Consider the following 23,863-nt stretch of genomic DNA (forward strand, 5'->3'; position numbering starts at 1 on the left):
AATGCCAAGAGATGGCCGTCACAGCGGCAAACTTCCGACACACCATCGGGGCGAAAAGGAGTATCCGACATGGCGCGAGCGCGAGAGCAGATTCTTCCCAAGGGTTTGCGGTCGCGCAGTTATTTTATGAGGCCCTCGTGTCGCACAAACTTCGCCTTGCGCTGCTTCTCGTCTTCACCTTGTTCGTCTCTCCCGCGCTCGCGCAGCCGGCCGCCAAGCCGGCGCCGCAGCAACCCGCTACCGGCGACGCGCTGACGCCCGAGCAGGCGAAACGTGCGCTCGACACGCTGCAGGACGACAAGAAGCGCGGCGAGATCATCAACACGCTGCGCGCCATCGCCAATGCCTCGCCGCAGGCGGCGGCCCAGCCGGCGCCTGCGCCCGAGCAGCATTCGCCGATCCCGCTCACCGCCGACAGCCTCGGCGCACAGCTGTTGCTGATGGTGTCCGAGCAGGTCGGCGAGATGTCGCGCGAGGTCGCCGACGTCGCGCGCACGCTGACGCATTTCCCGGCGTTCTATTACTGGTTCGTGCGCACCGCCAATGATCCGGTCGCCTACGGCCTCTTGATCGACATCGCCTGGAAGCTGGCGCTGGTGTTCGGCTGCGCGCTCGCCGCCGAATGGGTTGTGTTCCGCCTGATCAAGCGGCCGGTCGCGTTCCTGGAAGCGCGGCTGCCGCAGACCGCGCGCGTGCCAGTGCAGACGCTCGCCAGCGTCGATCCGCCGTCGTCGGTTGCCGACGTCACGCCGGCGCCCGAGTTGCAGCGGCGTCGGCTCAGCCTGGCGCGGGCCTGGCAGTCGCTGGTCCGGCTGCCCTTCGTGCTTGGACGCCTGCTGCTCGAATTGCTGCCGGTCGTCGTGTTCGGCGGCATCGCCACCGCGCTGCTCGGCACCGAGATCGGCGATCAGTCGACCACGCGGCTCGTGATCCTTGCCGTCGTCAACGCCTATGTGTTCTCGCGCGTCTTGATCTGCGCGGTGCGCGCGCTGGCAGGGCCGTTCGGCCTGTTCCGCGTCCGTGCCGAGACCGCGGCCTATATCGAGATCTGGGCCCGGCGCATCGTCGCCGTCGGCGTCTCGGGCATCGCCTTTGCCAATGTCGCGCTCCTGCTCGGGCTGCATCGCGCCGGCTATGCCGCGCTGATCCGGCTCGTGATGCTGGTCGTGCATCTGTTCGTCGTCGTCATCATCCTGCAGTGCCGCCGCCAGGTCGCCGACGCCATCCGCGCGCCGGCCGATCGCACCGGGCTTGCGGCGCGGACGCGCAACCGGCTCGCGGCGCTCTGGCATGTGCTGGCGATCGCGCTCGACCTCGCGCTGTGGGCGGTGTGGGCGCTCAACATCCGCAACGGCTATTCGCTGCTGCTGCAATATTTCGTCGGCACCGTCGCGGTGCTCCTGGTTACCCGCCTCGTCACCATGGTGGTGCTGAGCCTGATCGATCGCGGCTTCCGCATCAGCCCGGAGTTGATCCAGCGCTTCCCGGGACTCGAGACCCGCGCCAACCGCTATCTGCCGCTGCTGCGCAAGGTGGTCACGGCGGTGATCGCCTTCATTGGCTTCGTCGCCCTGCTCGAGGTCTGGGGCGTCGATGCCATCGTCTGGTTCTATGGCGGCCAGATCGGAAGCCGCCTGATCTCGGCGCTGGTGACGATCGGCATTGCCGCGCTGGCCGCGGCCGTGATCTGGGAAGTCGCCAATGCGCTGATGGATCGGCAGATCGACACCCTGTCGCGCGACGGGCATTACGCCCGCGCCGCGCGCTTGCGCACCTTTCAGCCGATGCTGCGCACCGCGCTGTTCTGCATGATCGTCGCGGTGGTCGGCCTCACGGCGCTCAGCGAGATCGGCGTCAATGTCGCGCCGCTGCTGGCCGGCGCCGGCATCGTCGGCATCGCGATCGGCTTCGGTTCGCAGAAGCTGGTGCAGGACCTGATCACCGGGCTGTTCCTCCTGATCGAGAACACCGTGCAAGTCGGCGACAACGTCACGGTGTCGGGCCTCTCGGGCGTGGTCGAGAACGTCTCGATCCGTACCATGCGGCTGCGCGCCGGCGACGGCTCGGTGCACGTGGTGCCGTTCAGCGCGGTGACGACGATCACCAACTCCAGCCGCGGCGCCGGCAATGCCGCGGTCAGCGTCAACGTGTCCTACAAGGAGGACACCGACCGCGCCGGTGAGGTGCTGAAGGACATCGTCGCCCAAATGCGCCAGGAGACGGCGTATCGCGCATTCATTCGAGGCGACCTCGAATTGTGGGGCGTCGACAAGGTCGACGGCTCGGTCGTGACCATCGTCGGCCAGATCCGCTGCACCGATAGCGGCCGCTGGGCGGTGCAACGCGAGTTCAACCGCCGCATGAAACGGCGCTTCCAGGAGGAGGGCATCGAGATCGCCTCGATGGGCCAGACCATCCTGATGCAGCTTCCTCCACCCTCCGAGCCCGATACCAACGCCCAGCCGCGCCGCGCGGCGGGCTGATCCGGCGCTCCGCTTCACCTCGCCCCGCTTGCGGGGAGAGGTCGAATTCGAGCGAAGCTCGAATTCGGGTGAGGGGGAGTCTCCGCGAGAGTATCTGCTTCCGTGTGTGCGAAGGCAGCCCGAGCCAACCAGCGGGGATGCTTGCCGGCGCGTCTCACGATTGCGACACGTCTCGCGACGGTGAGACGCCGCCAGCCTTGCCAAGCCCGCAGACCGGCGCGCAGCCGGCCGAAATCCGGCCGTTCCCACCCATTCCCTGCGACTTCCTCCGCTGGCACAGCGCTTGCTGATCGTCATGCAATGCGCGGCAAGACGCATTGCATGACTGAACCCAACGCGAAGGAAGGAAACGCACATGGAGCTTGGCTATTTCACCATGCCCTCGCACCCGCCGGAGTGCGGCTTGAAGGAGGGCCACGACTGGGACCTGCAGACGCTGCGCTGGCTCGACGAGCTCGGCTACCAGGAGGCCTGGATCGGCGAGCATCACACCGCACCCTGGGAGCCGCATCCGTCGCCCGACCTGCTGGTGGCGCAGGCGCTGTTGCAGACCAAGAATCTGCGCATCGGGCCCGGCGGCTTCCTGCTGCCGTATCATCATCCCGCCGAACTCGCGAACCGCGTTGCGATGCTCGATCATCTCTCGAACGGGCGCCTCAACTTCGGCGTCGCGGCCTCGGGCCTGCCCAGCGACTGGGCGATGTTCAATGTCGACGGCATGTCGGGCCAGAATCGCGACATGACCCGCGAGGCGCTCGAGATCATCCTGAAGATGTGGTCCGAGCCGGGACCCTGGACGCACAAGGGCAAGTACTGGACAGTGAGCAAGCCGGACACGATGTTCGACTTCCTCAAGCCGCACATCAAGCCGTTGCAAGGGCCGCACCCGCCGATCGGCGTCGCCGGCCTGTCGAAGAATTCGGACACCTTGAAGCTCGCCGGCGAGCGCGGCTTCATCCCGATGAGCCTCAACCTCAACCCGGCCTATGTCGGCAGCCACTGGGACTCGGTCGAAGCCGGCGCGGCCAAGACCGGCCGCAAGCCGAGCCGCAAGGACTGGCGGCTGGTGCGTGAGGTGTTCGTGGCGGATACCGATGAGGAGGCGTGGAAGCTGTCGACCGGCGACATGATGGGCCGGATGATGAGCGAGTACTTCCTGCCGCTGCTCGGCCATTTCGGCTTCAAGGACTATCTGAAGCACGCGCCCGACGTGCCCGACAGCGACGTCACCGTCGAATATTGCGCGCGCCGGAATTGGATCGTCGGCTCGCCCGCGACGGTCACCGAGAAGATCGAGAAGATCTACCGGGAGGTCGGCGGCTTCGGCGTCCTCTGTGTGTTCGGCTTCGACTACAAGCACAAACCGGAAGCCTGGCGGCACTCGCTGGACCTGCTCAAGAACGAGGTGATGCCGCGGCTCAAGCATCTCGGCGCCGAGTTCGAGAAGGCTGCATGACAGCTGCGCGGGGTGCGGGGCTTGCCTCGCACCCCGCCTCGCATATCTTGAACGAAGTGTTTTTACCGAAGCATGATCCGGAGGATCATGCTCAAACAGGGTTTGCGGCATGACGGTCGACGCACAGAGTTTCAAGCAGGCGATGCGCCATTGCGCGGGCGCCGTCGCGCTGGTGACGGTCGGCTCCGAGACCGGGCAGCGCACCGGCCTGACCGTAACCTCGGCCTGCTCGCTGTCGGACAATCCGCCCTCGGTGCTGGTCTGCGTTAACCGTAACGCCAGCGCGCATCAGCGCATCCGCGAGGAGCGCCATTTCGTCATCAACTTCCTGAACGAGGACCACGCGCTGCTGGCGCTGACCTTCTCCGGACAGAAGGGCATCAACGGCGACGACCGTTTTGCGTTTGGGCGCTGGACCACCGGCGCCACCGGCGCCCCGGTGCTGGAGGATGCCGTCGCGGCGTTCGACTGCGTGCTGGCGCAGGAGCTCGAGACCAAGACCCATTCGATCTTCATCGGCGAGGTCCAGCACGTCCGCGCTGCGACCACGGTCGACCCGCTGATCTATCTGCGCTCTGGCTTCCAGAGCGTGCGCAACATCCATGATCCGGTCGAACTCGGCGACCTCGACGCGCGACGTGTGAGCTGGAACGAATTTTCCTGAAATGTACTGACATCTGCAAGAAGGCGGACGGGTCCAGGTGCCCGATCCTCTCTCAATCGTTTGAGAGCTGTCGGGCTGCGTCGCCTTGGAGGCGCAATGCTGACGGCCCGCCTCACGCCGCGTTTGACGGCGCTGGCCCGGCCATGCGACAGCTGGCCGAGCCAACGCTCATGTGAGGCGTCGCTGTCCTTGCCGTGGTCCCGCGGACGCTGCGCTGCTATGACCCCGGCGTTCTCACGACCAGTTTGATGTTCAGAAGATTGACCCCCTTGAAGGGGTTCGGCGCGCTTTCGATCGTTCCTGTGCCCGTCGCATTCGCATAGGCGCCCGTGCCCGAGAGGATCGTATATTCGCCGTTTGATTTTCCGTCCTTGATCGCGCCGGTGTAACGCGCCGTGATCGCGCCTTCCTCGAACGTGTAGGTGCTGTAACCGTAATAGGAGCCCGAGCCCTTCAGCATGTCTCCCGAATGGACGAATTCCTTCACCCCGATATGGCCATCACTGAAGATGGCGACACCAAAGAATTTGCCGGAAACGACCGTCTGCCCTTCGACGTTCGCTGCCTCGATGACCTTGACGTCGACAGGCTTGGTGACGAGCTTGAACTCGAGCACTTTCTCACCCGCCACGGCGGTCGACGCCGCAACGACGATTGCCACGCTGGAAACGAAAAAGGTGATAAAATTCCGCATAGACTCCTCCTGCGTTTGCTGAAATCAAATCAAGGAGTGCACAGCGGGCTATACGTCATGCCCAGCATTTGCGTTGCAGCACGAAAGAGAGCCCGCGGTTATATCCCGGCAGCGGCCGAAGCTTTCGGTACCCCAGCACGCTGGCTGGAACGCACGCATTAGTCTACGCGACGGTAGGAGGTTCAGCAAGCGTAGCCACCAACGGCTCGTGCGCATCAGACGACAGACTCCGCGACATCAGAACAGCCGCGGCGTGCTATAGTGTGGTTGCGTGCGAGAGAGCGACAGAAGAGGTCGCGCGACGTACCCATGACGATTGCCGCCGGCAAATCCGGCAAGCATGTCTCAAGAAACTTCGTCACCGACAAGGAGTATCACCATGAAGATCGTTGTGATCGGCGGTACCGGACTGATCGGCTCAAAGACCGTTGCCATTCTGCGCCAGCGCGGCCATGACGTCGTCGCCGCCTCGCCGAAAAACGGCATCAATGCGATCACCGGCGAGGGGCTGAAGGAGGCGCTGGCCGGCGCGGCCGTCGTGATCGACCTCGCCAATTCGCCCTCATTCGAGGACAAGGCGGTGATGGAATTCTTCGAGACTTCCGGCCGCAACCTGCTGGCGGCGGAGAAGCCGGCCGGCGTCAGGCACCATGTCGCGTTGTCGATCGTCGGTACCGACCGCACGCCCGAGAACGGCTACTTCCGCGCCAAGGTGGCGCAGGAGAAACTGATCGAGGCGTCCGGGATTGCCTACACCATCATCCGCGCGACCCAGTTCATGGAATTCGTCGGCGCGATCGCCGATGCGGGCGCAGTCGGAAATACGGTCAGGCTCTCGCCCGGCCTGTTCCAGCCGATCGCGGCGGAGGATGTTTCTGCGCTAGTCGCCGATATCGCGCTCGAGCCGCCGCGCAACGGCATTGTCGAGATCGCAGGTCCCGACCGCGCGCCGTTCAACGAGATCGTGGCGCGCTACCTGAAGGCAAAAGGTGACCCGCGCGAGGTGGTGAAAGACCCTGACGCGCTTTACTGGGGCGGACGGGTCGAGCAACACTCGCTGGTGCCGCTCGGCGAGGCGCGCCTCGGCCGCATCGATCTGAACGAATGGCTGCGCCGCGCGCGGCCGGCCGCCTGACGGTATCAGCTATTTGAGCCACACCAGCAGCGGGACGGGCGCGCGTCCTTCGCAGGACAGCGTGCCCTCGTAATTGCGCGTCTTGCGCGCGCTGTAGGTGCAGGCCGCGCCGTCCAGCACCAACTCGGCGGTGACCTGCGAATCCGCGCCCGTGATTTGCAGCTTGATTTCTCCGGCGCGTTCGTCCGGCCCGTCTTGCGTGCAGATGCCCACATGCTTCATCTTGAGCGGTCCGGAGAACTGCCTCGGCGCGCCCGGCGCACTTTCGGTGAGATGTCCGGTCAGCTCCCATTCGCCGAGCGCGCCGGCCTGGCCGAGGATCTCCATCGCGCCAACCGGTGGCACCTGGCAAAGCGATAGCGCAACGGCGCCGAGCAGCGCCGCGCCACCGTTGCGCCATGTCGCCAGCCGCATCACAGCTTGCTTCCGGTCGTCTGGCGCAATTCGATCAGCTCCGGCCGCGACAGATCGGCATCCGCGGTGAGCCGGGCGATCTGATCAGCGCATTCCCGGATCTTGGCCTGATCGCCGGCCGCCTTGGCGCTCTTGATCATGCCGAGATAAGTCGCCAGCCGGTTGGGCTCCTTCTTGAGCACGGCTTCATAGGCGGCGAGCGCGTCGGCGGCCATGCCGCGATCGAGCAGCATCGCCGCGTAGAGCTCGCGCGCCGGCGCCAGCGGTCCCGGGGTGACGGGATGCTTCTCGGTCTTGTCTTCCGCCTCCGCGGCGGCATTCATCGCGCTGAGCGCATCGTCGTACTTGCCTTCCGCGTACAGCACCCAGGCGCTCGCGATCTGCTGCTGGATGTCGACGATGTTGGACCAGTAGGCGTCCTTGGCGTCCTTCAACTTGTCGCGCAGCTCGATCAGCTTGGCGACATCGGCTTTGGCGGCGGCGGGGTCACCGGAGCGCGCGGCGCCGACCGCGCGGGCGAAATAGGTGATGGCATCCGCATAGGCGTATTTGGTGGGATGCACTTCAAGCGCGGCGGCACCCTTCCAGTCACCGCGTTCGAAGACATAGCGGGCCTGGCTTGCCGCCACCGCGAAGGGGCCTGCGAACCGGTCGAGCTTGAACTGGAGCTTGCCGAGCTCGTCGATCACAGCACGTGCCTCCTTGTCCTGGCCGAGCTGGAGATAGGCATAGACCAGATAGTCCATCGCGTGCGCCTGGTCCTGCTGTTCGCCGTCTTGCTTGGCGATGCGCGCGGATTCCTTGTTCGAGGCGATCGACTCCTTCCAGTAGCCGACGCGCGTGAAGATGTGCGACGGCATGTGCTGGGCATGCGGCGCGTGTTCGGCGATCTTGGCGTAGCGCATCGCCGCGGGGAGGCCCTTCTCCGCGAGCGCCGGGTAGTCGTAGAGATGGATCAGATAATGGGCGATGCCGGGGTGCTCGGGCTGGCGCTTGAAGATCGGTTCGAGCAGCGCCGCGCCTTTCAGCTGGTTGGCATAGGTCTTGTCGCCCGGCGACGCCGCGACGTTGAGCGTGATCGCATAGGCGATCTGCGCCTCGTCATCGTCGGCATAATGCGTCGCGACCTGCTCTTCGGCGGCGAGGAATCGCTGCACGCGGGTTCGGTGATCGACCTTGTCGTAGTCGACATACATCGCCGCGATCGCATCGATGTATTCCCGCTCGCGCGGGGTGCCGGCATTCAGCGCCTGGCCTTTTTTCGCAGCTTCAAGGCCGAGCGGAAGGTTTTCCGGCGGCGGCGGCGCGTGCGGATTGTAGAGATAGCTGAGCGCGATCCCCCAATAGGCGATGGCGCATTGCGGGTCGGCCTCCAGCACCTCCTCGAAGGTGCGCCGCGACGCGCTGTACCAGAACGAATGCTGATACAGCATGGCGCGATCGAACAGCTCCTGCGCTTCAGGCTTGCAGGATGTCACGAAATGGACTTTGCCCAATCGTTGCTCGGTGGAATCCGAGGCGGCAGGCTGCGAAATGGTCGCGGCAATGAGGCCAACGACCACAGCGAGGGGAAACCGTGTCATGGGACCCGCTCCGTGGCGTTGAAGGCGAAAACCGTACGATATCACCTTTCCCGCACCGCCGGAACAGCAGGGGCCGTTCTGCTCTAGCTGTCCAGCGCGATCCCTAACGCCTTGATCTTCCGGTACAACGTCGCGCGGCTGAGCCCGAGCGCCTTGGCTGCGTTCGTCACTCTTCCGTCATTGGCGCGCAATGCATCGACGATCGCGGCGCGCTCGCTCGCGGTGTGATCGGCCTCCGCGCCACGTGCGCTGAACGGCGGCAGATCGAGATCGGCCTCGGTGATGACGCCGTCCTCCGCGGTGGCGCCGGCGAGCCGCAGCACATGGCGAAGCTGGCGCATGTTGCCGGGGAACGGATAGGCCATCAGCTGCGCCCAGGCGTCGGCCGCGATGCGGCAGTGCGGCGCTTCCTCGTCGGCGATCTGCGCGATGACGTCCTTGCGGTCGGCGCGCTCGCGCAACGCGGGCAGGCGGATCTCCATGCCGCGCAGCCGGTAGTACAGATCGGAGCGGAAGCTGCCGTCCTCCGCCATCCGCGCCAGATCACGGTGCGTGGCGCTGATCAGGCGGATGTCGACCGCGACAGGTTTCAGCGCGCCGAGTGGCCAGACCTCGCGGTTTTCCAGCACGCGCAGCAGCCGGGTCTGCAGCGAAAGCGGCATGTCGCCGATCTCGTCGAGGAACAGCGTGCCGCCAGAGGCTTGCACGATCAGCCCCTTCGATCCCTCGCGCCGCGCGCCGGTGAAGGCGCCGGCCTCGTAGCCAAACAGCTCGGCGTCGATCAGGCTCTCCGGCATCGCCGCGCAGTTTAGCGCGACATAGTTGCGGCCGGCGCGGTTGCTCGCCGTATGGATGGCGCGCGCGAACACGTCCTTGCCGGCGCCGGTCTCGCCATGCAGCAGGATCGGCAGGTCGAGATTGCCGACCGTCATCAGCCGCTTCACGCCCTTGATCAGCACGGGATCGCGGCCCGCCAGCCGGTACAGGCCGGAAAACTGTCCGGCCGGCTTTTCGCGCGGCGGCGTGGATGGTGGACGCGGCGAACGCGCCCGCACCGGCGGCGCCAGATGGGCGCGGCCCCACGGCGTGCCGTCGGCGCGGCGCAGCGCGACCTGCTCGTCCGCGGCACGCGTCGCGCGATCGTCCAGTTGAACGAGATGCGACAGGTCGATGCCGTCCTCGATCATCGCATCGGTCAGCCCGAACGCTGCGCGCGCGGTGCGGCAGGCGCCGACGACACGGCGGTCGTCGTCATAGGCCAGCATGCCGTGCCCGTCGCCGGGCAGCATCGCGATCCAGGAGGCGCGGTAGCGCCGGCGGAAGAACGACTGCTCGATCCGCCGCGTCGCCTCCGTGGTGACGGCGAGCGCCAGTTCATGCGCGCTGCGGCCGAGATCGCTGCGGCACGAGGTGATGTTGACGGCGCCGGCGAGCCGCCCGGCATGATCGAACAGCGGCGACACCGCGCAGGTGAACATGTGCCACTGCTCGCGGAAATGCTCGTCGCCATGGACCAGGATCGGCCGCTGCTCGGCGAGCGCGGTGCCGAGCCCGTTGGTGCCCTCGAACGTCTCGGCGAAGTTCGAGCCGGTGTAGATCTTCCACTCCAGGAACATCCGCGCGTAGTCGCCCCCGGGCAGCCGGCTCACCAGCATGGTGGCGTTGGGATCGGCGAGATTGACGCAGTAGCCGGAATCGTGGAGCACGCGGGCGAGGTCCTCGAGCTCGGGGATCGCGACCTGGATCAAATCCTCCATCGGCTCGGCGATGTGCCGGACCTCGGCCTCGGTCAGGGTCTGCGGCGGCCCACGCCGGGCCGGGTCGAGGTTGTGATTGACCAGGCAGCGCCGCCAGGACGCGGCGATCCGCGTCTCGGTGTCGACGCCGGCCACCTGGTTGGCCGCCGACAAAACACGGGCGACGTGATTTGAGGCCGAAAGATTGGCCATCCAGAGGTCTCCACCCCTAATTTTCCGCGAAGTCTGGCAGTCCGCGGCCGAATGTCAATTGGCCGACGGGGTCGCGGGACTCTAACCTCCCCTTGCAAAGGGGAGGTCGCTTTGCTCGGCAGAGCTAAGCGGGTGGGGATCTGCACTCTCGGCTTGCAGCGTCGCCCGGGGCTGACCCCCATCCCGACCTTTCCCCTTTAGGGGGAAGGAGAAGGCGGACCGCAGCCCGGGTGGAGCCAACGGGCTACGGGGATGACTTCACCTCGCCGGCGGTGAAGAGCACGAACGAACGCCCTACCGCCTTGTACGTGCCGTCGAACGCAAACTGCGCGCCTGCCGGCTGTTCCGGCGCGTTGGTGTCGAGCAGCAGCGACCAGCGCGGTCCGGCTGACGTCGGCGGCAGCTTGAAGTCGACCTCGCCCTCGTAGCTGTTGAGGATGACAAGCACAGTGTCGTCCTCGCCCTCACGCGCGATCGCGGTCTTGCGCGCGCGGCCGTCGAGCACGACGCCGAAACATTTGATCCAGCCGGTGCTCCAGTCGGCCTGCGTCATCTCGGCGCCTGTCGTGCCGATCCAGACCACGTCGCGGATCTCGAGCTGCGGATCGCGATCGCCGGAGAGGAAGCGGCTGCGGCGCAGGATCGGGTAGTCGCGCCGCAGCTTGATCATCCGCTTGGTGAAGGCGAGCAGCTTCCCGCCGTCGTCGGAAAAATTCCAGTCGAACCACGAGATGTCGTTGTCCTGGCAGTACGCATTGTTGTTGCCGCGCTGGGTGCGGCCGAACTCGTCGCCGCCGAGCAGCATCGGCGTGCCCTGCGAGGCCAGCAGCGTCGCCAGCATGTTGCGCTTCTGCCGTTCGCGCAAAGTGCGGATATCCGGATTGGCGGTCGGGCCCTCGGCGCCGCAATTCCAGGAGTGGTTGTCCGACGAGCCGTCATTGTTGTGCTCGCCGTTGGCCTCGTTGTGCTTGTTGTTGTAGCTCGCCCAGTCGTTCAGCGTGAACCCGTCATGGGCGGTGATGAAGTTGACGCTGGCCCAGGTGCGGCGGCCCTCGCGGTTGAACACGTCGTGCGAGCCGAGCAGCCGCGGTGCCAGGCTGCCTGGCGCCGCCTCGCCGCGCCAGAAATCGCGCACAACGTTGCGGTATTTGTCGTTCCACTCCGCCCAGCCCGCCGGGAAGCCGCCGACCTGGTAGCCGCCGGGGCCGCAATCCCAGGGTTCGGCGATCAGCTTGACGGTCGCGAGAAGCGGGTCCTGGTTCATCGCCTTGAGGAAGCCGGACTGCTCGTCGAAGCCGTAAACCTCACGTGCCAGGATGGTGCCGAGATCGAAGCGGAAGCCGTCGACATGCATGTGGCCGGCCCAGTAGCGCAGGCTGTCCATCACCATCTGGATCACCCGCGGATGCGACAGGTTCACCGTGTTGCCGGTGCCGGTGTCGTTGATGTAGTAGCGCCGCTTGTCCGGCAGCAGCCGGTAATAGCTCGCATTGTCGATGCCCTTGAACGACAGCGTCGGGCCGCGCTCATTGCCTTCGGCGGTGTGGTTGTAGACGACGTCGAGAATGACTTCGAGGCCGGCGCCATGCAGCCGCGACACCATCTCCTTGAATTCGCGCAGGCTGTTCGGCACGTCGGCGGCGTAGCGCGGATCCGGCGCGAAGAAGCCGATGGTGTTGTAGCCCCAGTAATTGGTGAGGTGCTTGTCGAGCAGGTTGCTGTCGTTGATGAAGGAATGCACCGGCAGCAGCTCGACCGAGGTGATGCCGAGCGCCTTGAGATGATCGATCGCGGCATTCGAGCCGAAGCCGGCATAGGTGCCGCGCAAATGTTCGTTGACGCCCGGGTGCTGCTTGGTGAACCCCTTGACGTGGGTCTCGTAGACCACGGTCTCGTCCCAATGCACGTCCTGCCGCTGCGCCTCCTGGACCCAGTCGAAATTGGGATCGACCACCACGCATTTCGGCATGAACGGCGCGCTATCGCGCTCGTCGAAGGTGAGGTCGTCGCCGCTCTCCATCTTGTAGCCGAACACCGCCGGATTCCAGGTCAGGCTGCCGGCATGGGCGCAGGCGTAGGGATCGAGCAGCAGCTTGTTCGGGTTGAAGCGGTGGCCGCCGTCCGGCTGGTAGGGACCGTAGACGCGGTAGCCGTAGAACGTCCCCGGCTGCACGCCATTGATGAAGCCGTGAAACACCTGGTCGGTATATTCGGGCAGCTCGAAGCGATGCGTCTCGCGCTCGCCGTCGAACAGGCAGACCTCGACCTTGGTGGCGTTGGCGGAAAACACCGCGAAATTGGTGCCGTGGCCGCTCCAGTGGGCGCCCAGCGGGTAGGGCAGCCCTTCCTCAATGACGAAATCGGACATCGGTCCCCCAAGGCTTGGAAGCCATCAATGCAACCTGCAACAAACGCCGCCGCGCGGAAAACGTTGCATTGGCTAGTTTAGCGGCAGTTACGCTTGGTTCGTATGACGCGGGCGGAACGAGATGCAAGGCTCGGCAAGAGATGTCGCGAGAATGCGGACGTATGACTCTTTGTCACAATCTCGATGTCGTCCCGGGCAAGCGCAGCGCGACCCGGGACCCATAACCACGAAAGCAAATTGGCATGCAAAGCTGGAGCCACAGCGTGCTTCGACAACACAACCCTGTGGGTATGGGTCCCGGCCCCCCGTGCGCAATTGCGCACACGACAGCGGCGGGCTTGTTGAGTGCAATGCTAAATCAGCCGCATGCCCTTGAAGCTGGTATGCCCGTTCTTGCCGACGATGATGTGATCATGCACGGCGATCCCGAGCGGCTTGGCGATGTCGACGATCGCTTTCGTCATCTGGATGTCGGCCTGCGACGGCGTCGGGTCGCCGGACGGATGGTTGTGCAACACTCTGCTCGTCTCGAGTAAGGTATTGAAAATAAGCCAATTTATGGAAACGATAGATCCGCAAGGGAGCTGCAATTGGGAGCGGCTTCGCGTGTTCGTACGTGATCTTCACGCTCCTTCACCCTTATCCACGTTGAGTCCCTTTGATGCTCGGCACGTCACCGTATTCTTTTGATCCCAAGCATCAAGTTCATTCGTTGGATACAAAACAGCCTTGCCAATCTTGACGAAGGTCGGACCGATCTTCATCGCTCGCCAATTCCGAAGGGTATCCATCGCGACATTCGGGGCGCTGGTCGCCGCATGTTTCGAATTGTGTGCGAGGCCGCAGATCATGCCGTCGAGCTTCCCGTCAAACATCCAGTCCAGGGACTGACCGTGACTGGTCAGAAACTCTATGGCAGCTTCGCGCAATTCGTCATTGTCCGAGTCGTCCGCCGCTGATTTCCGAAAGTACTCTAGCGCTCGCTCGGCGGCGACCTCGTCGATTTTCCAGCCCTTTCGCACATAACGTGTGCACAGCAAGTCACACGATTTCCTCGGCGCGCGCCAGCATCGCACTCAGGCGAGTGAGCTTGTCGGATTGATTGCCCGCCAGGGCTGGCGCAGGTACGGAGGCGACGGCAGCCGCGGTCGATACGAACATGTTCATAAGCGTCCTCCGGTTGAAACAGCGCCTCCAGCGCCGGGCTTACAAGTCGGCTCGACGGGGGCCGGTTCGATCGGCGCACGCGAGGTCTCACATGCATCTGAGGGACCGGTTTGAGTAGCTGAAGGTGCACAGAATTGAACGGCGCCGGAGGCCACTGGTGGGTTGGGTGGTGCCGATCTAAAGGGATTCCTTTGAGTGACATTGTTGGCGAAGGGGGCGAACGCAGGTTCAGGCTGGCCCTTTCACCTCCCTTCGCGGCATCACAAACGCAGAGCGGGTGTGGTCGAGAAGTAGCTCCAGCGACTTCAGAGCTGGCGATGTAAGCGACCCGCCGCGATTGCTTCGCAGTGGCCGACGAGACCCACCACAACGAACTGGCGGCGATCAATGCCCTGTTTGGAACTCCATACGTCGAGATTTCAAAAGGGCCGAAAGCCGAGGAAATCGTGAGAGAGCGGCGTAGGCCTGATGGTACCTAGTACGGTCCGCCAGACGGACAACCTCAGAACACGCGCCTGAGCGGTGTTCTGATGCTAATGCGCATTGATCCATAGAATTTCGCGAGGAAGGCCGGCTTGCGCATTTCCAATCCTTGGGCGACCAAGCCGCTTCCTGAACTCGGACTCGGCTCGGCGGAGTTCGTTTCGCATCGGCGATGAAACGTACGAGCGGAGGAATGGCAAAGCCATGCATGAACTTCTCAACCTGCAGGCTAATTGGCCGGAGGAGTTAAGGCGGGGCGCCTTGCTTAATGAGGACCGCCAGCTTACAGGCCGTTGAAACTGCAATATAATTATCTGGATCTCCCGCGGCATTTGGATCTGCAACAACTTGCATTGCTAGCGAGCTCGATACGATCGAAACTGGCCCAATAGCGACATTGCGTGGCAGTTGCGTTGGCCGAAGCTGTGAATTCTTGGCGTCATCTTTGCCTACGTTGTAATCCCGGCCTCTTCGCCATTCTCATCGATGACAAGTATATTTATCTCGAAGAGACAATGTATGGGCCACTATCGGATCGCAAGAGGAGCTTGTCCGTCCGACTCTTGGATGCCTACAAGGCTCTAATATCGCTCGACAACATGACGCGTTCGCTTTAGCGGGCAGAACTCGGCTTATGGCGGCGTTCGGTGACCGCAGCGAGGGCGAGCGGGTTCGCGGCGCGATAGAGGACATGAAGCAACCGCGTTCCCGTCCGGGCGCTAGAACAGCACGCCGGCAAGATGCTGCAACTTGCGTCGCCGATCGACGAAACGGGATTTGCTCCGGTCGCGCCGTTCATCGTAAATGAATGACGCTCGGTTGACATATCTGAGAGAGAAGCCGCGAGTTGGCTTCCGAGGTCATTGTGATACCTCAGATCAGATCCCTTTACGGATTTTCGAGCGATCGCTCTTCCACTTCTGCTAGCATTGTATTACGATGCTACTTTTACAGCATTGCAGCGAATGCCTGCTACTCGCGAACTAAAGGCCACCATGAGTCTCTGACACAAATTTCGTCGCCTGGTTCGCTGTAGTGACGCTGAATGCTGCCATAATGGCTGAATTTTTCTAGCGAGCGAACATGTCCGCGACCCGACCAATTCTCATAACGGTCCATGGGATTCGAACGTTTGGCGAATGGCAAGAGCGGCTTAAGAGCCTCGTTCAGGACGCAAATCCGAACATCGACGTCAAATCGTACCGTTACGGCTACTTTAGCGTTATCGCCTTCCTGATTCCAATTTTTCGCTGGCTGGCTGTCCGATCTTTCCGCAACCGGCTTCGTGAGATTATCCGGGAAAATCCAGGAAGTCCGATCACGATTGTTTGCCACTCTTTCGGAACGCACCTTGTGGCTCACGCCCTCTGCGGCATCAAGCCTGACGAATTACCTATTATCCCAGCGCTGATCCTTTCTGGAAGCGTCCTTCGATCCAATTTCAACTGGCGTCGCTTGCGTGCGACAGGAAAGCTGAAGTTGGTGGTCAATGATTGCGGAACGAACGACGGAATTCTAGTGCTGAGCCAAATGCTGGTACTGTTAACTGGTATGGCCGGACGGGTCGGCTTCTACGGATTCACCGACGACTTCATTGTCAACAGGTACTTCGCGGGCGGTCACAGCCATTACTTCCGCCCTGTCGGGAACGATCCGGATTCGTTTATGCGCGAATGGTGGGTGCCCATCGTCGCTCTCGCTCAAGCTCCGAAGCCGGCGGGCGCGCTATCGCTAGGCGGGACTCTGCAAGGCGTTTTACACGCATTCATGCGGATTTCCGATCCATTGAAGGGTGGCCTGTATCTTGGACTGATCGCCATTTTGGTTTTCTTCGGATACGTTCAACCGCGACGTGAGACGGCGCTTGAAGAGGGACGGCGCCAATATCAGGCCGCCGCCGGACAAGTGGGTAGCGACCGGCTCGTGTCAGATGCCGTGGCGTCCCTCGCTCGTCTGATCAATGCAGGGACATTCACTACCGAAAGGGACGTGGCCCGAATATCCGATGTCGCGAGGTTCGGCTTGCAACGCCTGCTCACCGCGAACGAGGTTCTTGCTACAGTTCCGGCGGGAAGCATCTTCCGGTGGTCCGGCGGAATCTACTTCAAGGCGGATAGGGTTCTGCGGCTCGACGTTCCGCCGCCGCTCTTTCAGTTTCGAAACTCCGACGCTGGAGTATCGGTCCTTATCACCGAGAAAGTAGTTGAGGTCGTTGACCAGGAGCGGAAGGAACGTCAGATCGAGTTCATCGTGTTTGATCTGAAGCTTGCCACGGTTCTGATGCGCGTTCCTATCAACCATGATGGTCGCGCGAGCCGAGAATTTGTCGTGCGACCCTTGCGTGCCGACCGGAACCGTATTCTCATCGAATTTGCCGTGAGGGAGATCGAAGGAGACGACAGTACGACATATTATGTAGGTATTGACCTTGCGCGTCGAACAGCCCGGACAACGGCGATAAGGGAGGATATTGATCTTCGCTTTCATTCGAACTGCCAGAACTTGGCATGGTTCGATGATGAAGATGACGATGCAAAAAAGACAATCTCAATTGCACCACTGAGCTACCTGTTCGAGGATGCTATCGAGAGACGCACGGCGCCGCGACATGAGGATACGTCGAAATTCTATTCTGATGATCTACACGAGGACTGCGGAACTACTCTAGAGGTTCTCGGAATATCCAGGCTGCAATTCCCTCGATCGGTTCCCGAGCAGAAACTGTTCCAGATAGTGCAAGCGCCGACAACGGAGAATGAGGCAGCCGACGATACCTGCACGCCCGACCGCAATCTGGGTACCGATACGCGGGTAGTAAAAGACATGACGGCGCTCGACTTGACGTCCATGAGCCTCATCAATGGGACGAGCACGTCGCTTGAGCAGGCTAAGTCAGACATCCAAGATATGGGATGCCCTCAAATATTCTCCGGAAGCAAAGGGAAGCGATATTTAGCGACAGCTATCGCAGTCGGACAATGGATGTACGGTCGGGTGATCTGTGAGATGATAGACGAGCGGCGGGTCGGTAGATGCGGGATTTACCCGTTTGCGTCCGAAGGTGGGGGCAGCATATGGAAGTCTGCTGCAGGAGATCTCGCAGTTCTCGGCGACGCGAGGACTGAGACGAATCCAGGCGGGTTTACAATCGTAGAGCTTGCGAGCGGCACGCAGCTCGCGCCCAATGACATTCCACCTGGAAATGTTTTTGCCGCCGCGGTCGATAGCGAACGACACGCGGTGATGGTGATCTCCGACGTGGAAGGATATCCGGGTGCCGCAGAGGTGTCCGCCTATCGCCTCGAAGCCGATAAGGTGAAATTGACTGGTCGGCGCACGTTTGACGCGCCCTATGACGGCGTGCTCACTCACGAACGCGCTTCGGCCAACAAGAATGATGCGACTCGGCCCAGGTTGGTGCTCACGGGCGGCGCGTTCGTCCTCTCCATGATGCCGGACACGCTAATCGCCCTCGACGTTCCAAAGCCGACGAGTTGGTTTGATCAGACCGCCGGGACGATCTCGGCCTGGTTTGTAAAACGCCAGGTGCTCCCGGATGCGTCGATCCCTCTTCGGTGGAGCGTACAGCAGCTAGACCTAGGCGATACAGTTGCTGAGCTGACGGCGCGATCTGGAAGCCGAATATTAACTGCGCAAGTCGGTAGCAAGATTCGGCTTTACTCAGCACTAGACGGCGAAGCATTGACACCGCGTATCGATCTGGCTCAATTGAATCCGAGTTGCGTAGGCCGGTTGCTGTCAACCGTAATCGAAGCGGATGAAGGTCTGACGTTCACCCTCGAAGGCTGCCGCGTACAGCGTGCTGCACCAGCGGCGGCCGAACGTGTTCCGCATCTGGTCTCTAACCTCGAGCACTATTTTGAGATCGATGGAGTGAAGTCGAACGAATAGGATTTTGCGGAGGAGCCACTGCCTCATGCATTGCAATTATGGGCAGACAGAGCGCGCTGATGGCCCACGGTGTAGTGCAAAGTCTGAACTCGAAACAGGAATTCGGTTTGGCTGTGCTGGCGGCGCTTAGACGCATCAAGGCGGATCCTGCTAGTTCGTACGCGGCCAAGAATGGGATGCTTTTGCAGCGCTTCGCTTGCACGTGCCAGATAGCTTATTCATTCTCAAGAACAAAAGCGTAGGTCGCAAGCGTAGATGCGCTTTGCCTCGATTGAGTTCGGGCACGCCACTGCGCCTTTGGTCCATACCTCGTGCTCTCGTCGCCGACGGTCGGACTGCACCTTCAAACAGGAATTATAACGGGCGATTGACTTCAGAAGGGCCCCCCACGTCGGACCGCCATAGTCACGGTTGTCCGGTTTCAGGCGAAGCGCATTGACTTCTGCCTCGGATTCGGGCCGTACCTGCACGGTTTCTCCCAAGGCGCCTGACGGACGCGGCTGTCCGGCCTCAAGATTGATCTGGTCGATGAGCGCACCGAGAGGGTCGTTCTGCGACCAGTTGCGCAGTTTGAAGTTCTCGACACGCTGCAGGGCCTCGACGATCGTTCGTCGTAACCACTGATGCCGGTTGTCTTCAATGTCGATCGGCCTGCTCAACGCCATGTGGCTCTGAGTGATTGGCTCCTGCTCGAAGCATCCGGCAGTATGGGTATAGATGCGCTCGACGACAGCCAACTTGAGTGCCGGGATCTCTGCGACGGTTTCGTACGCGCACGAGACGATAAAGGGTTTGCCCTGGCGCGCCTTGATCACCGAGCCCCAGTCTGTCTGCAACCCCGCCAGGAGATGATTGTGCCCCTCCAGCGTTTGCAGGTCCGTAATCTGGTGCCAGCCCGCGCCATACCATTGGGCGACGTATTCACCCCAGCAAACTTTGCGCAAGATGGCCGGGAGCCAACAACCCCAGACATTGACGAAGTCGGCGAGCGGCGCACCTTCAGAAGGTGACCCGAGAAGGCCCACGCCCACGATCCGGTCGAGACGCGCCTGCTCGCCGTTCAATTGGAGACGGACAATGGCACGTCTTAGAACAATGCCGCCCATGCTATGGGCCACGAATAGGACGTTGTTGTATTCGTCCAAAATTCGGAGGAACTCCGGATTGCGTGCGAGCGACTCACCGATTTCGGTCGCAGAAATCATTGCGGGTGCCGCATCCATGTAGCTAACCGTATACAAGTCGATATCGCCGAGCGTCCGGCCGCCGGGCAGGGCTGCCGCGTGGTCTCGCTCGAAAATCGTGAACCAGCTTAGTGGTGGCTTTCCTTTCACCGTTCGCTTCCTAGGCTCGTAGCGCTGGCATTCGAAGGTTCGTTCGGCGGCATCGGCACTTGCGACGTTGCTTTCGAAGGTCGAGCAAGGACCGCCTCCAAGTCCATGCACGAATACCAAAGCGGCATCCGAGCCTTGAGAATGCTTGCGAATGGTTTCGACCCCGATCGCGGCCGCGGAGTCTATCGAGGCCAGGAGAAGCAAAAAGACCAAGAACCCTATTCGCGGCATCGGGTGCGTCCTGCGGCTCTGGGAGACTTGACCATCAACGTGACGGGCTTCTCGCCGCGGAGCACTAATTCGACGCAGCCGCGCGCGCTCATGTCGATGAACTCGAAGGAACCAGCCTTGTACGAAATGACTTCCGGTTTTTCGGCCTGAAACCGGGCAAGAATCATCTTGGGGTTACTGGCAAGGTAGTCCACCAGCGCGGCTGCCACCGCGTCGCTCGTCTGGCCGGACACGGCTGGCCCCAACAAGATCAGTAGGCTGACGAGCAGTGGTTCTGGCTCGAGCTTGTTCGGATCGATGGCGAGATAGGCGGCGGCTGTCTCAAAGGGTGTTGGCCCGGGAGGCAATTTGATGTCGCTGCTCTTCACTTTATCTTCAAGCAACTCGACGCGGAGAAATGCCATGTCGCTCGTCTTGATCGGCAGGTTGCCGCTGCGCACGCGATCCAGAAACTGACGCTGCGGTGCTCCGGCTCGATTCGGATCAGAGACCTTTTCCTCATTGCTGCGCGCAGCATCGAACCAGCGAAGCTGGCAGGCGCCGCCGCCCGGTTCGATGATCCGGCAAGTCCCTCGTGGCGCGAACGATGCGATCGACCGAACCTCGCGGCACGCACACTGGCACTGCGGCTCTGGGCTGGTTCGGCATTGCTCGTCTTGCGCGCGGAGCGAAACAATTGATGAGCAAAACAGAACTGGAAAAACGAGCGCGAGAATTCGTAGCCGTCCCATTCGCCTTCCCCCGGATCTCCGACGAGAGCCGGCCAGTCCTGCCCGACCGACGGCATCGCGGTAGTTGTGGACTTTATCATGCACGCCCTCTGCTGAACACAAGCTTATCGTATTTCCGGAGCCTACGGGCGCTACGAGTGGACCGAGGGCAGCCGGTCTACGGGACGCTATGCAACCAGAGGCGCCGTGTCACGCACTGGCGCTAGCGTGTAGCTGACATCGGTAATAGCGTCGCCATCCCATTCCTGGCCGATTTCGTTGGTTTGATCACATCGGCATCACGTATGACATGCAACTCGTTTCTTTGCATCAGCGCGATACATCGCGGAATGACCATATGCATTCGCCGATGGATCCCGATAGAAGATCAAATCTCCGGCGGCGAGTTGAGAAAGCTTGTTCGCAGTTTGCGTGTGATTTGCCTTTTCGAGTATTGTTTCGACCAATCCGTCCTCGGTCAGTGTGCTGAACAATCGACGGGCGCTGATGACCCCATAGATCGCGGACGGGAAATCCCGGCGTATCGGCAGTCCGCCGCCGGCCTCGTTTGCCTCATGTCCAAGGCAGCATGAGAGAAAGTGGGCGCAATCATCGACATTGTCGATCTCCGTCCCGCCGGGTCGGCGCGCCGTTTCGTTAGTGTCAGTGCGGACGAAGATGGTCCCGTTCGGAACCTTAACGTAAGGAGTTGCTTCGCTAACGCCGATGTATCCATCAGAGCATGACTTCGTCCAATACTTGCGGGCGTACGCGAGCGCCTTGGTACGATCGTATGTCATTTTACCTGGTCGTGTCCCCAGTGATGGTGTAGCTCGGTAGAGCAAAGCCGCCCGCACGCGCGCCCTCAAATAGCGCCGTAGCGGGCGGGCGGCTTTGCGGTGGTCACCGGCGATTCGCCGGTAGGATCGGGTTGCGACACGCCAACGCAACCGAGGAACCACCGATGACCGACGATATGATGAACCTGCGCACGCTCGTGGAGAAGACCCCTGATGCCGATCTGTTGCGCGAGATGATCGGCTTTGCCGCCCAGCGTCTGATGGAGCTGGAGGTCGAAGGCCAGACCGGGGCGGCCTATGGCGAGAAGAACCCCGAGCGTCTGGCCCAGCGCAACGGCTACCGCGACCGGATCTGGGAGACCCGCGCCGGCGCGGTCGAACTGCGCATCCCCAAGCTGCGCAAGGGCTCGTACTTCCCGGGCTTCCTGGAGCCGCGCCGCATGGCCGAGAAGGCGCTCACCGCCGTGGTGCAGGAAGCCTACGTGCAGGGCGTCTCGACCCGCTCGGTGGACGATCTGCTGCAGGCGATGGGCATGAGCGGCATCTCCAAAAGCCAGGTGAGTCGGCTGTGCGGCGAGATCGACGACAAGGTGAAGGCGTTCCTCGCCCGTCCGATCGAGGGCGACTGGCCGTATCTGTAGATCGACGCCACCTACGTGAAGGTGCGCCAGCAGGGTCGCATCGTGTCGGTCGCGGTGATTGTCGCGGTCGGCGTCAACAGTGACGGCCGGCGCGAGGTGCTCGGCATGGATATTGGTCCCTCCGAAGCCGAGACGTTCTGGACGGCATTCCTGCGCAAGCTCGCTCGCCGCGGCCTGCGCGGTGTCAAGCTCGTCGTCTCCGACGCCCACGAGGGCATCAAGGCCACCGTGGCCAAGGTGCTCAACGCCACTTGGCAGCGTTGCCGCGTCCACTTCATGCGCAACACGCTGGCGCATGCCGGCAAGAGCGGGCGGCGCGTCGTCTCCGCCTTCATTGCCACCGCGTTTGCCCAGGACGACGCCGAGGCCGCACGAGCGCAGTGGCGAAAGGTTGCCGACCAGCTCCGCCCCAAGTTGCCCAAACTTGCTGGCTTCCTCGACGAGGCCGAGACCGATGTGCTCGCCTACATGACCTTCCCGCCCCAGCATCGAACCAAGCTGCATTCCACCAACCCGATCGAGCGCCTCAACGGCGAGATCAAGCGGCGGACCGGGGTGGTCGGCATCTTCCCCAACGAGGACGCCATCGTTCGCCTCATCGGCGCGATCCTGCTCGACAGAACGACGAATGGGCCGTTCAGCGCGCCCGCTACATGACGCTGGAAACCATCGCGCCGTTGAGCGATGATCCAACCGTCAGCCTTCCGGCGATGGCCAGCTGACCTGCCCGGCTCTTGCCGGTGAACGCGGTGACCCGCCGCCAGCTACACCACGCCCGGGGACACGATCGATGAGTGGGCGACGACTACGTTCACCATCACCGAAGCCGGTCTCGCGCCATCAAGCGGATTGCGGTGCGCGAGCCCGCACACGAACGAAAAGTGGACGTATCTGGTGCGGTCGTCGCGCTGCGCGGACGAGAAGCCAGTAAGTTGTTGATCCTCTTGGTGGGCCCGGCAGGACTCGAACCTGCGACCAGACCGTTATGAGCGATCGGCTCTAACCATTGAGCTACAGGCCCCCGCTGCGGGCGACCGCTGAAAGACGGTCGGCAACGGTGCGGCGCTCGTTTACAAGGGGGCCGGCGTTCTGGCAATGCCAATTCAAAGAACGGCTGATTGAGTCACCGACCTTAGCGTTGAACAGAACCAGTCGACTGACAAACTGCGGCAAATTTTGCACGTCTTAGCAAGCCGATCATCGTAGCGAAACGGCGTCCTTCTAGGTTCTGCCGGTGCAGGCGACGTATGAAAAGCTCGGCCCCGGCACGCCGAAGGTGAAGCAAGGACTAACCATTCCTCCCGTACAGCTCGGGAGGTCGGCGGCAGTCGAATCTGCGTTCCTTGGCGTTGAAAACCGCTTTCGCTAATCTCGAGGATCCTTGCCGCCTGCGATGTGCGAGCGTCGCATCTCTTTGAGGGATTGGCATGTACGCATATTGCTCCCAGTCGAATGTATCTTCGTCAATCCTGCCCGTGTGTGGTGAGCAACTGTCGTAACGACCGCTGTCGCTGTCGCTGCCGCTTCGATCGTCGTTCGAGATCGGTTTCACGCTACGCACCGGAGCTGTAAATGGACTTCCGCCATTTTTGGGGCGGCGGATAGCTCTTGGACAAAGCTAACGACTGATGGCGGTGGCACGCGAGATTCGAATCCGCCCGTATGCTGAAGGAAGAGAGAAGCTGATTCGATAAAGTCGCATCGCAGATCGGACGCCTTGCAGCAATCCGCGTAGCGCCGCCTTTCCGAGCCGCAACCGCAAAGCTCGTCATCTCGGCACTCCCGTTGACGGTAATAGGCGTCCGCATTCGGGTCTGCACCTATGAGACCATATTGCTT

General features: G+C 62.2%; 15 protein-coding genes, 1 tRNA gene and 2 pseudogenes. 6 read left to right on the plus strand and 12 right to left on the minus strand.

Going from position 1 to position 23,863, the window contains the following annotated elements; all coding sequences use genetic code 11:
* Positions 1-137: 137 nt before the first annotated feature.
* From QA635_RS03825 to QA635_RS03835, 3 genes are all read left to right on the plus strand, one after another.
* The gene (locus QA635_RS03825) at positions 138-2,483 is read left to right on the plus strand and encodes a mechanosensitive ion channel family protein (RefSeq protein ID WP_176936730.1); all 2,346 of its coding nucleotides are present in this window, start codon (positions 138-140) and stop codon (positions 2,481-2,483) included.
* A gap of 355 nt (positions 2,484-2,838) precedes the next feature.
* Positions 2,839-3,939: an LLM class flavin-dependent oxidoreductase gene (locus QA635_RS03830; protein WP_018269514.1), complete on the plus strand. Its 1,101-nt coding sequence runs from the start codon at positions 2,839-2,841 to the stop codon at positions 3,937-3,939.
* Positions 3,940-4,048: 109 nt separating this feature from the next.
* Positions 4,049-4,603: a flavin reductase family protein gene (locus QA635_RS03835; RefSeq protein WP_283067034.1), complete on the plus strand. Its 555-nt coding sequence runs from the start codon at positions 4,049-4,051 to the stop codon at positions 4,601-4,603.
* A 217-nt stretch (positions 4,604-4,820) separates the two neighbouring features.
* Here QA635_RS03835 and QA635_RS03840 read toward each other — a convergent pair whose 3' ends face one another.
* Positions 4,821-5,297 carry a hypothetical protein gene (locus QA635_RS03840; protein WP_283067035.1) on the minus strand — a complete coding sequence of 159 codons (477 nt, stop codon included), beginning with the start codon at positions 5,295-5,297 and terminating at the stop codon, positions 4,821-4,823.
* Between the two features lie 379 nt (positions 5,298-5,676).
* On the opposite strand from QA635_RS03840, the gene QA635_RS03845 reads away from it, so the two are divergent.
* Positions 5,677-6,432: an SDR family oxidoreductase gene (locus QA635_RS03845; RefSeq protein WP_283067038.1), complete on the plus strand. Its 756-nt coding sequence runs from the start codon at positions 5,677-5,679 to the stop codon at positions 6,430-6,432.
* Between the two features lie 9 nt (positions 6,433-6,441).
* On the opposite strand, the gene QA635_RS03850 is transcribed toward QA635_RS03845, so the two are convergent.
* The 7 genes and pseudogenes from QA635_RS03850 to QA635_RS03880 all read right to left on the minus strand — a co-directional run bounded on the left by QA635_RS03850 (position 6,442) and on the right by QA635_RS03880 (position 13,913).
* Positions 6,442-6,846: a hypothetical protein gene (locus tag QA635_RS03850; RefSeq protein WP_283071468.1), complete on the minus strand. Its 405-nt coding sequence runs from the start codon at positions 6,844-6,846 to the stop codon at positions 6,442-6,444.
* Complete coding sequence (locus QA635_RS03855; protein WP_283067040.1) at positions 6,846-8,429, minus strand: hypothetical protein; 1,584 nt, start codon at positions 8,427-8,429, stop codon at positions 6,846-6,848. The genes QA635_RS03850 and QA635_RS03855 overlap by 1 nt, the downstream gene beginning before the upstream one ends.
* An 83-nt stretch (positions 8,430-8,512) precedes the next feature.
* Positions 8,513-10,378: a sigma-54-dependent Fis family transcriptional regulator gene (locus QA635_RS03860; RefSeq protein ID WP_283067041.1), complete on the minus strand. Its 1,866-nt coding sequence runs from the start codon at positions 10,376-10,378 to the stop codon at positions 8,513-8,515.
* 244 nt (positions 10,379-10,622) lie between these two features.
* Positions 10,623-12,746: a glycogen debranching protein GlgX gene (glgX, locus tag QA635_RS03865; RefSeq protein WP_283067044.1), complete on the minus strand. Its 2,124-nt coding sequence runs from the start codon at positions 12,744-12,746 to the stop codon at positions 10,623-10,625.
* 353 nt (positions 12,747-13,099) lie between these two features.
* Positions 13,100-13,264, minus strand: a pseudogene (locus tag QA635_RS03870) (JAB domain-containing protein); the annotation flags it as partial.
* Between the two features lie 105 nt (positions 13,265-13,369).
* A complete protein-coding gene (locus QA635_RS03875; RefSeq protein ID WP_283071469.1) occupies positions 13,370-13,597 on the minus strand; it encodes a DNA-binding protein in 228 nt (75 codons plus the stop codon).
* A gap of 190 nt (positions 13,598-13,787) precedes the next feature.
* Positions 13,788-13,913 (minus strand): hypothetical protein, encoded by a 126-nt coding sequence (locus tag QA635_RS03880; protein ID WP_276326189.1) that lies wholly within the window; start codon positions 13,911-13,913, stop codon positions 13,788-13,790.
* Between the two features lie 1,566 nt (positions 13,914-15,479).
* On the opposite strand from QA635_RS03880, the gene QA635_RS03885 reads away from it, so the two are divergent.
* Positions 15,480-18,308, plus strand: a complete 2,829-nt coding sequence (locus QA635_RS03885; protein ID WP_283067049.1) for an RBBP9/YdeN family alpha/beta hydrolase — start codon at positions 15,480-15,482, stop codon at positions 18,306-18,308.
* Positions 18,309-18,532: 224 nt separating this feature from the next.
* Here the strand turns inward: QA635_RS03885 and QA635_RS03890 are convergent, their stop codons facing one another.
* The 3 genes from QA635_RS03890 to QA635_RS03900 form a co-directional block, all read right to left on the minus strand.
* Entirely contained in the window at positions 18,533-19,855 is a 1,323-nt protein-coding gene (locus QA635_RS03890) for a lipase family protein (protein WP_283067050.1), read from the minus strand.
* Positions 19,856-19,860: 5 nt separating this feature from the next.
* Entirely contained in the window at positions 19,861-20,604 is a 744-nt protein-coding gene (locus QA635_RS03895; protein ID WP_283067052.1) for a hypothetical protein, read from the minus strand.
* Between the two features lie 278 nt (positions 20,605-20,882).
* Positions 20,883-21,383, minus strand: a complete 501-nt coding sequence (locus QA635_RS03900) for an amidase domain-containing protein (protein WP_283067054.1) — start codon at positions 21,381-21,383, stop codon at positions 20,883-20,885.
* 164 nt (positions 21,384-21,547) lie between these two features.
* On the opposite strand from QA635_RS03900, the pseudogene QA635_RS03905 reads away from it, so the two are divergent.
* Positions 21,548-22,746, plus strand: a pseudogene (locus QA635_RS03905) (IS256 family transposase).
* Between the two features lie 223 nt (positions 22,747-22,969).
* Here QA635_RS03905 and QA635_RS03910 read toward each other — a convergent pair.
* Positions 22,970-23,045, minus strand: a tRNA-Ile gene (locus tag QA635_RS03910).
* Positions 23,046-23,863 lie beyond the last annotated feature (818 nt).

Origin of the sequence: Bradyrhizobium brasilense (assembly GCF_029714345.1) — a bacterium.
In the GTDB taxonomy this organism is placed as follows: Bacteria; Pseudomonadota; Alphaproteobacteria; order Rhizobiales; family Xanthobacteraceae; genus Bradyrhizobium; species Bradyrhizobium australafricanum.

Coding starts and splice junctions, on each gene's coding strand:
- QA635_RS03830 (WP_018269514.1), top strand. CDS start 2,839: ATGGAGCTTGGCTATTTCACCATGCCCTCGCACCCGCCGGAGTGCGGC.
- QA635_RS03835 (WP_283067034.1), top strand. CDS start 4,049: ATGACGGTCGACGCACAGAGTTTCAAGCAGGCGATGCGCCATTGCGCG.
- QA635_RS03840 (WP_283067035.1), bottom strand. CDS start 5,297: ATGCGGAATTTTATCACCTTTTTCGTTTCCAGCGTGGCAATCGTCGTT.
- QA635_RS03845 (WP_283067038.1), top strand. CDS start 5,677: ATGAAGATCGTTGTGATCGGCGGTACCGGACTGATCGGCTCAAAGACC.
- QA635_RS03850 (WP_283071468.1), bottom strand. CDS start 6,846: ATGCGGCTGGCGACATGGCGCAACGGTGGCGCGGCGCTGCTCGGCGCC.
- QA635_RS03855 (WP_283067040.1), bottom strand. CDS start 8,429: ATGACACGGTTTCCCCTCGCTGTGGTCGTTGGCCTCATTGCCGCGACC.
- QA635_RS03860 (WP_283067041.1), bottom strand. CDS start 10,378: ATGGCCAATCTTTCGGCCTCAAATCACGTCGCCCGTGTTTTGTCGGCG.
- glgX (WP_283067044.1), bottom strand. CDS start 12,746: ATGTCCGATTTCGTCATTGAGGAAGGGCTGCCCTACCCGCTGGGCGCC.
- QA635_RS03875 (WP_283071469.1), bottom strand. CDS start 13,597: ATGATCTGCGGCCTCGCACACAATTCGAAACATGCGGCGACCAGCGCC.
- QA635_RS03880 (WP_276326189.1), bottom strand. CDS start 13,913: ATGAACATGTTCGTATCGACCGCGGCTGCCGTCGCCTCCGTACCTGCG.
- QA635_RS03885 (WP_283067049.1), top strand. CDS start 15,480: ATGTCCGCGACCCGACCAATTCTCATAACGGTCCATGGGATTCGAACG.
- QA635_RS03895 (WP_283067052.1), bottom strand. CDS start 20,604: ATGGGACGGCTACGAATTCTCGCGCTCGTTTTTCCAGTTCTGTTTTGC.
- QA635_RS03900 (WP_283067054.1), bottom strand. CDS start 21,383: ATGACATACGATCGTACCAAGGCGCTCGCGTACGCCCGCAAGTATTGG.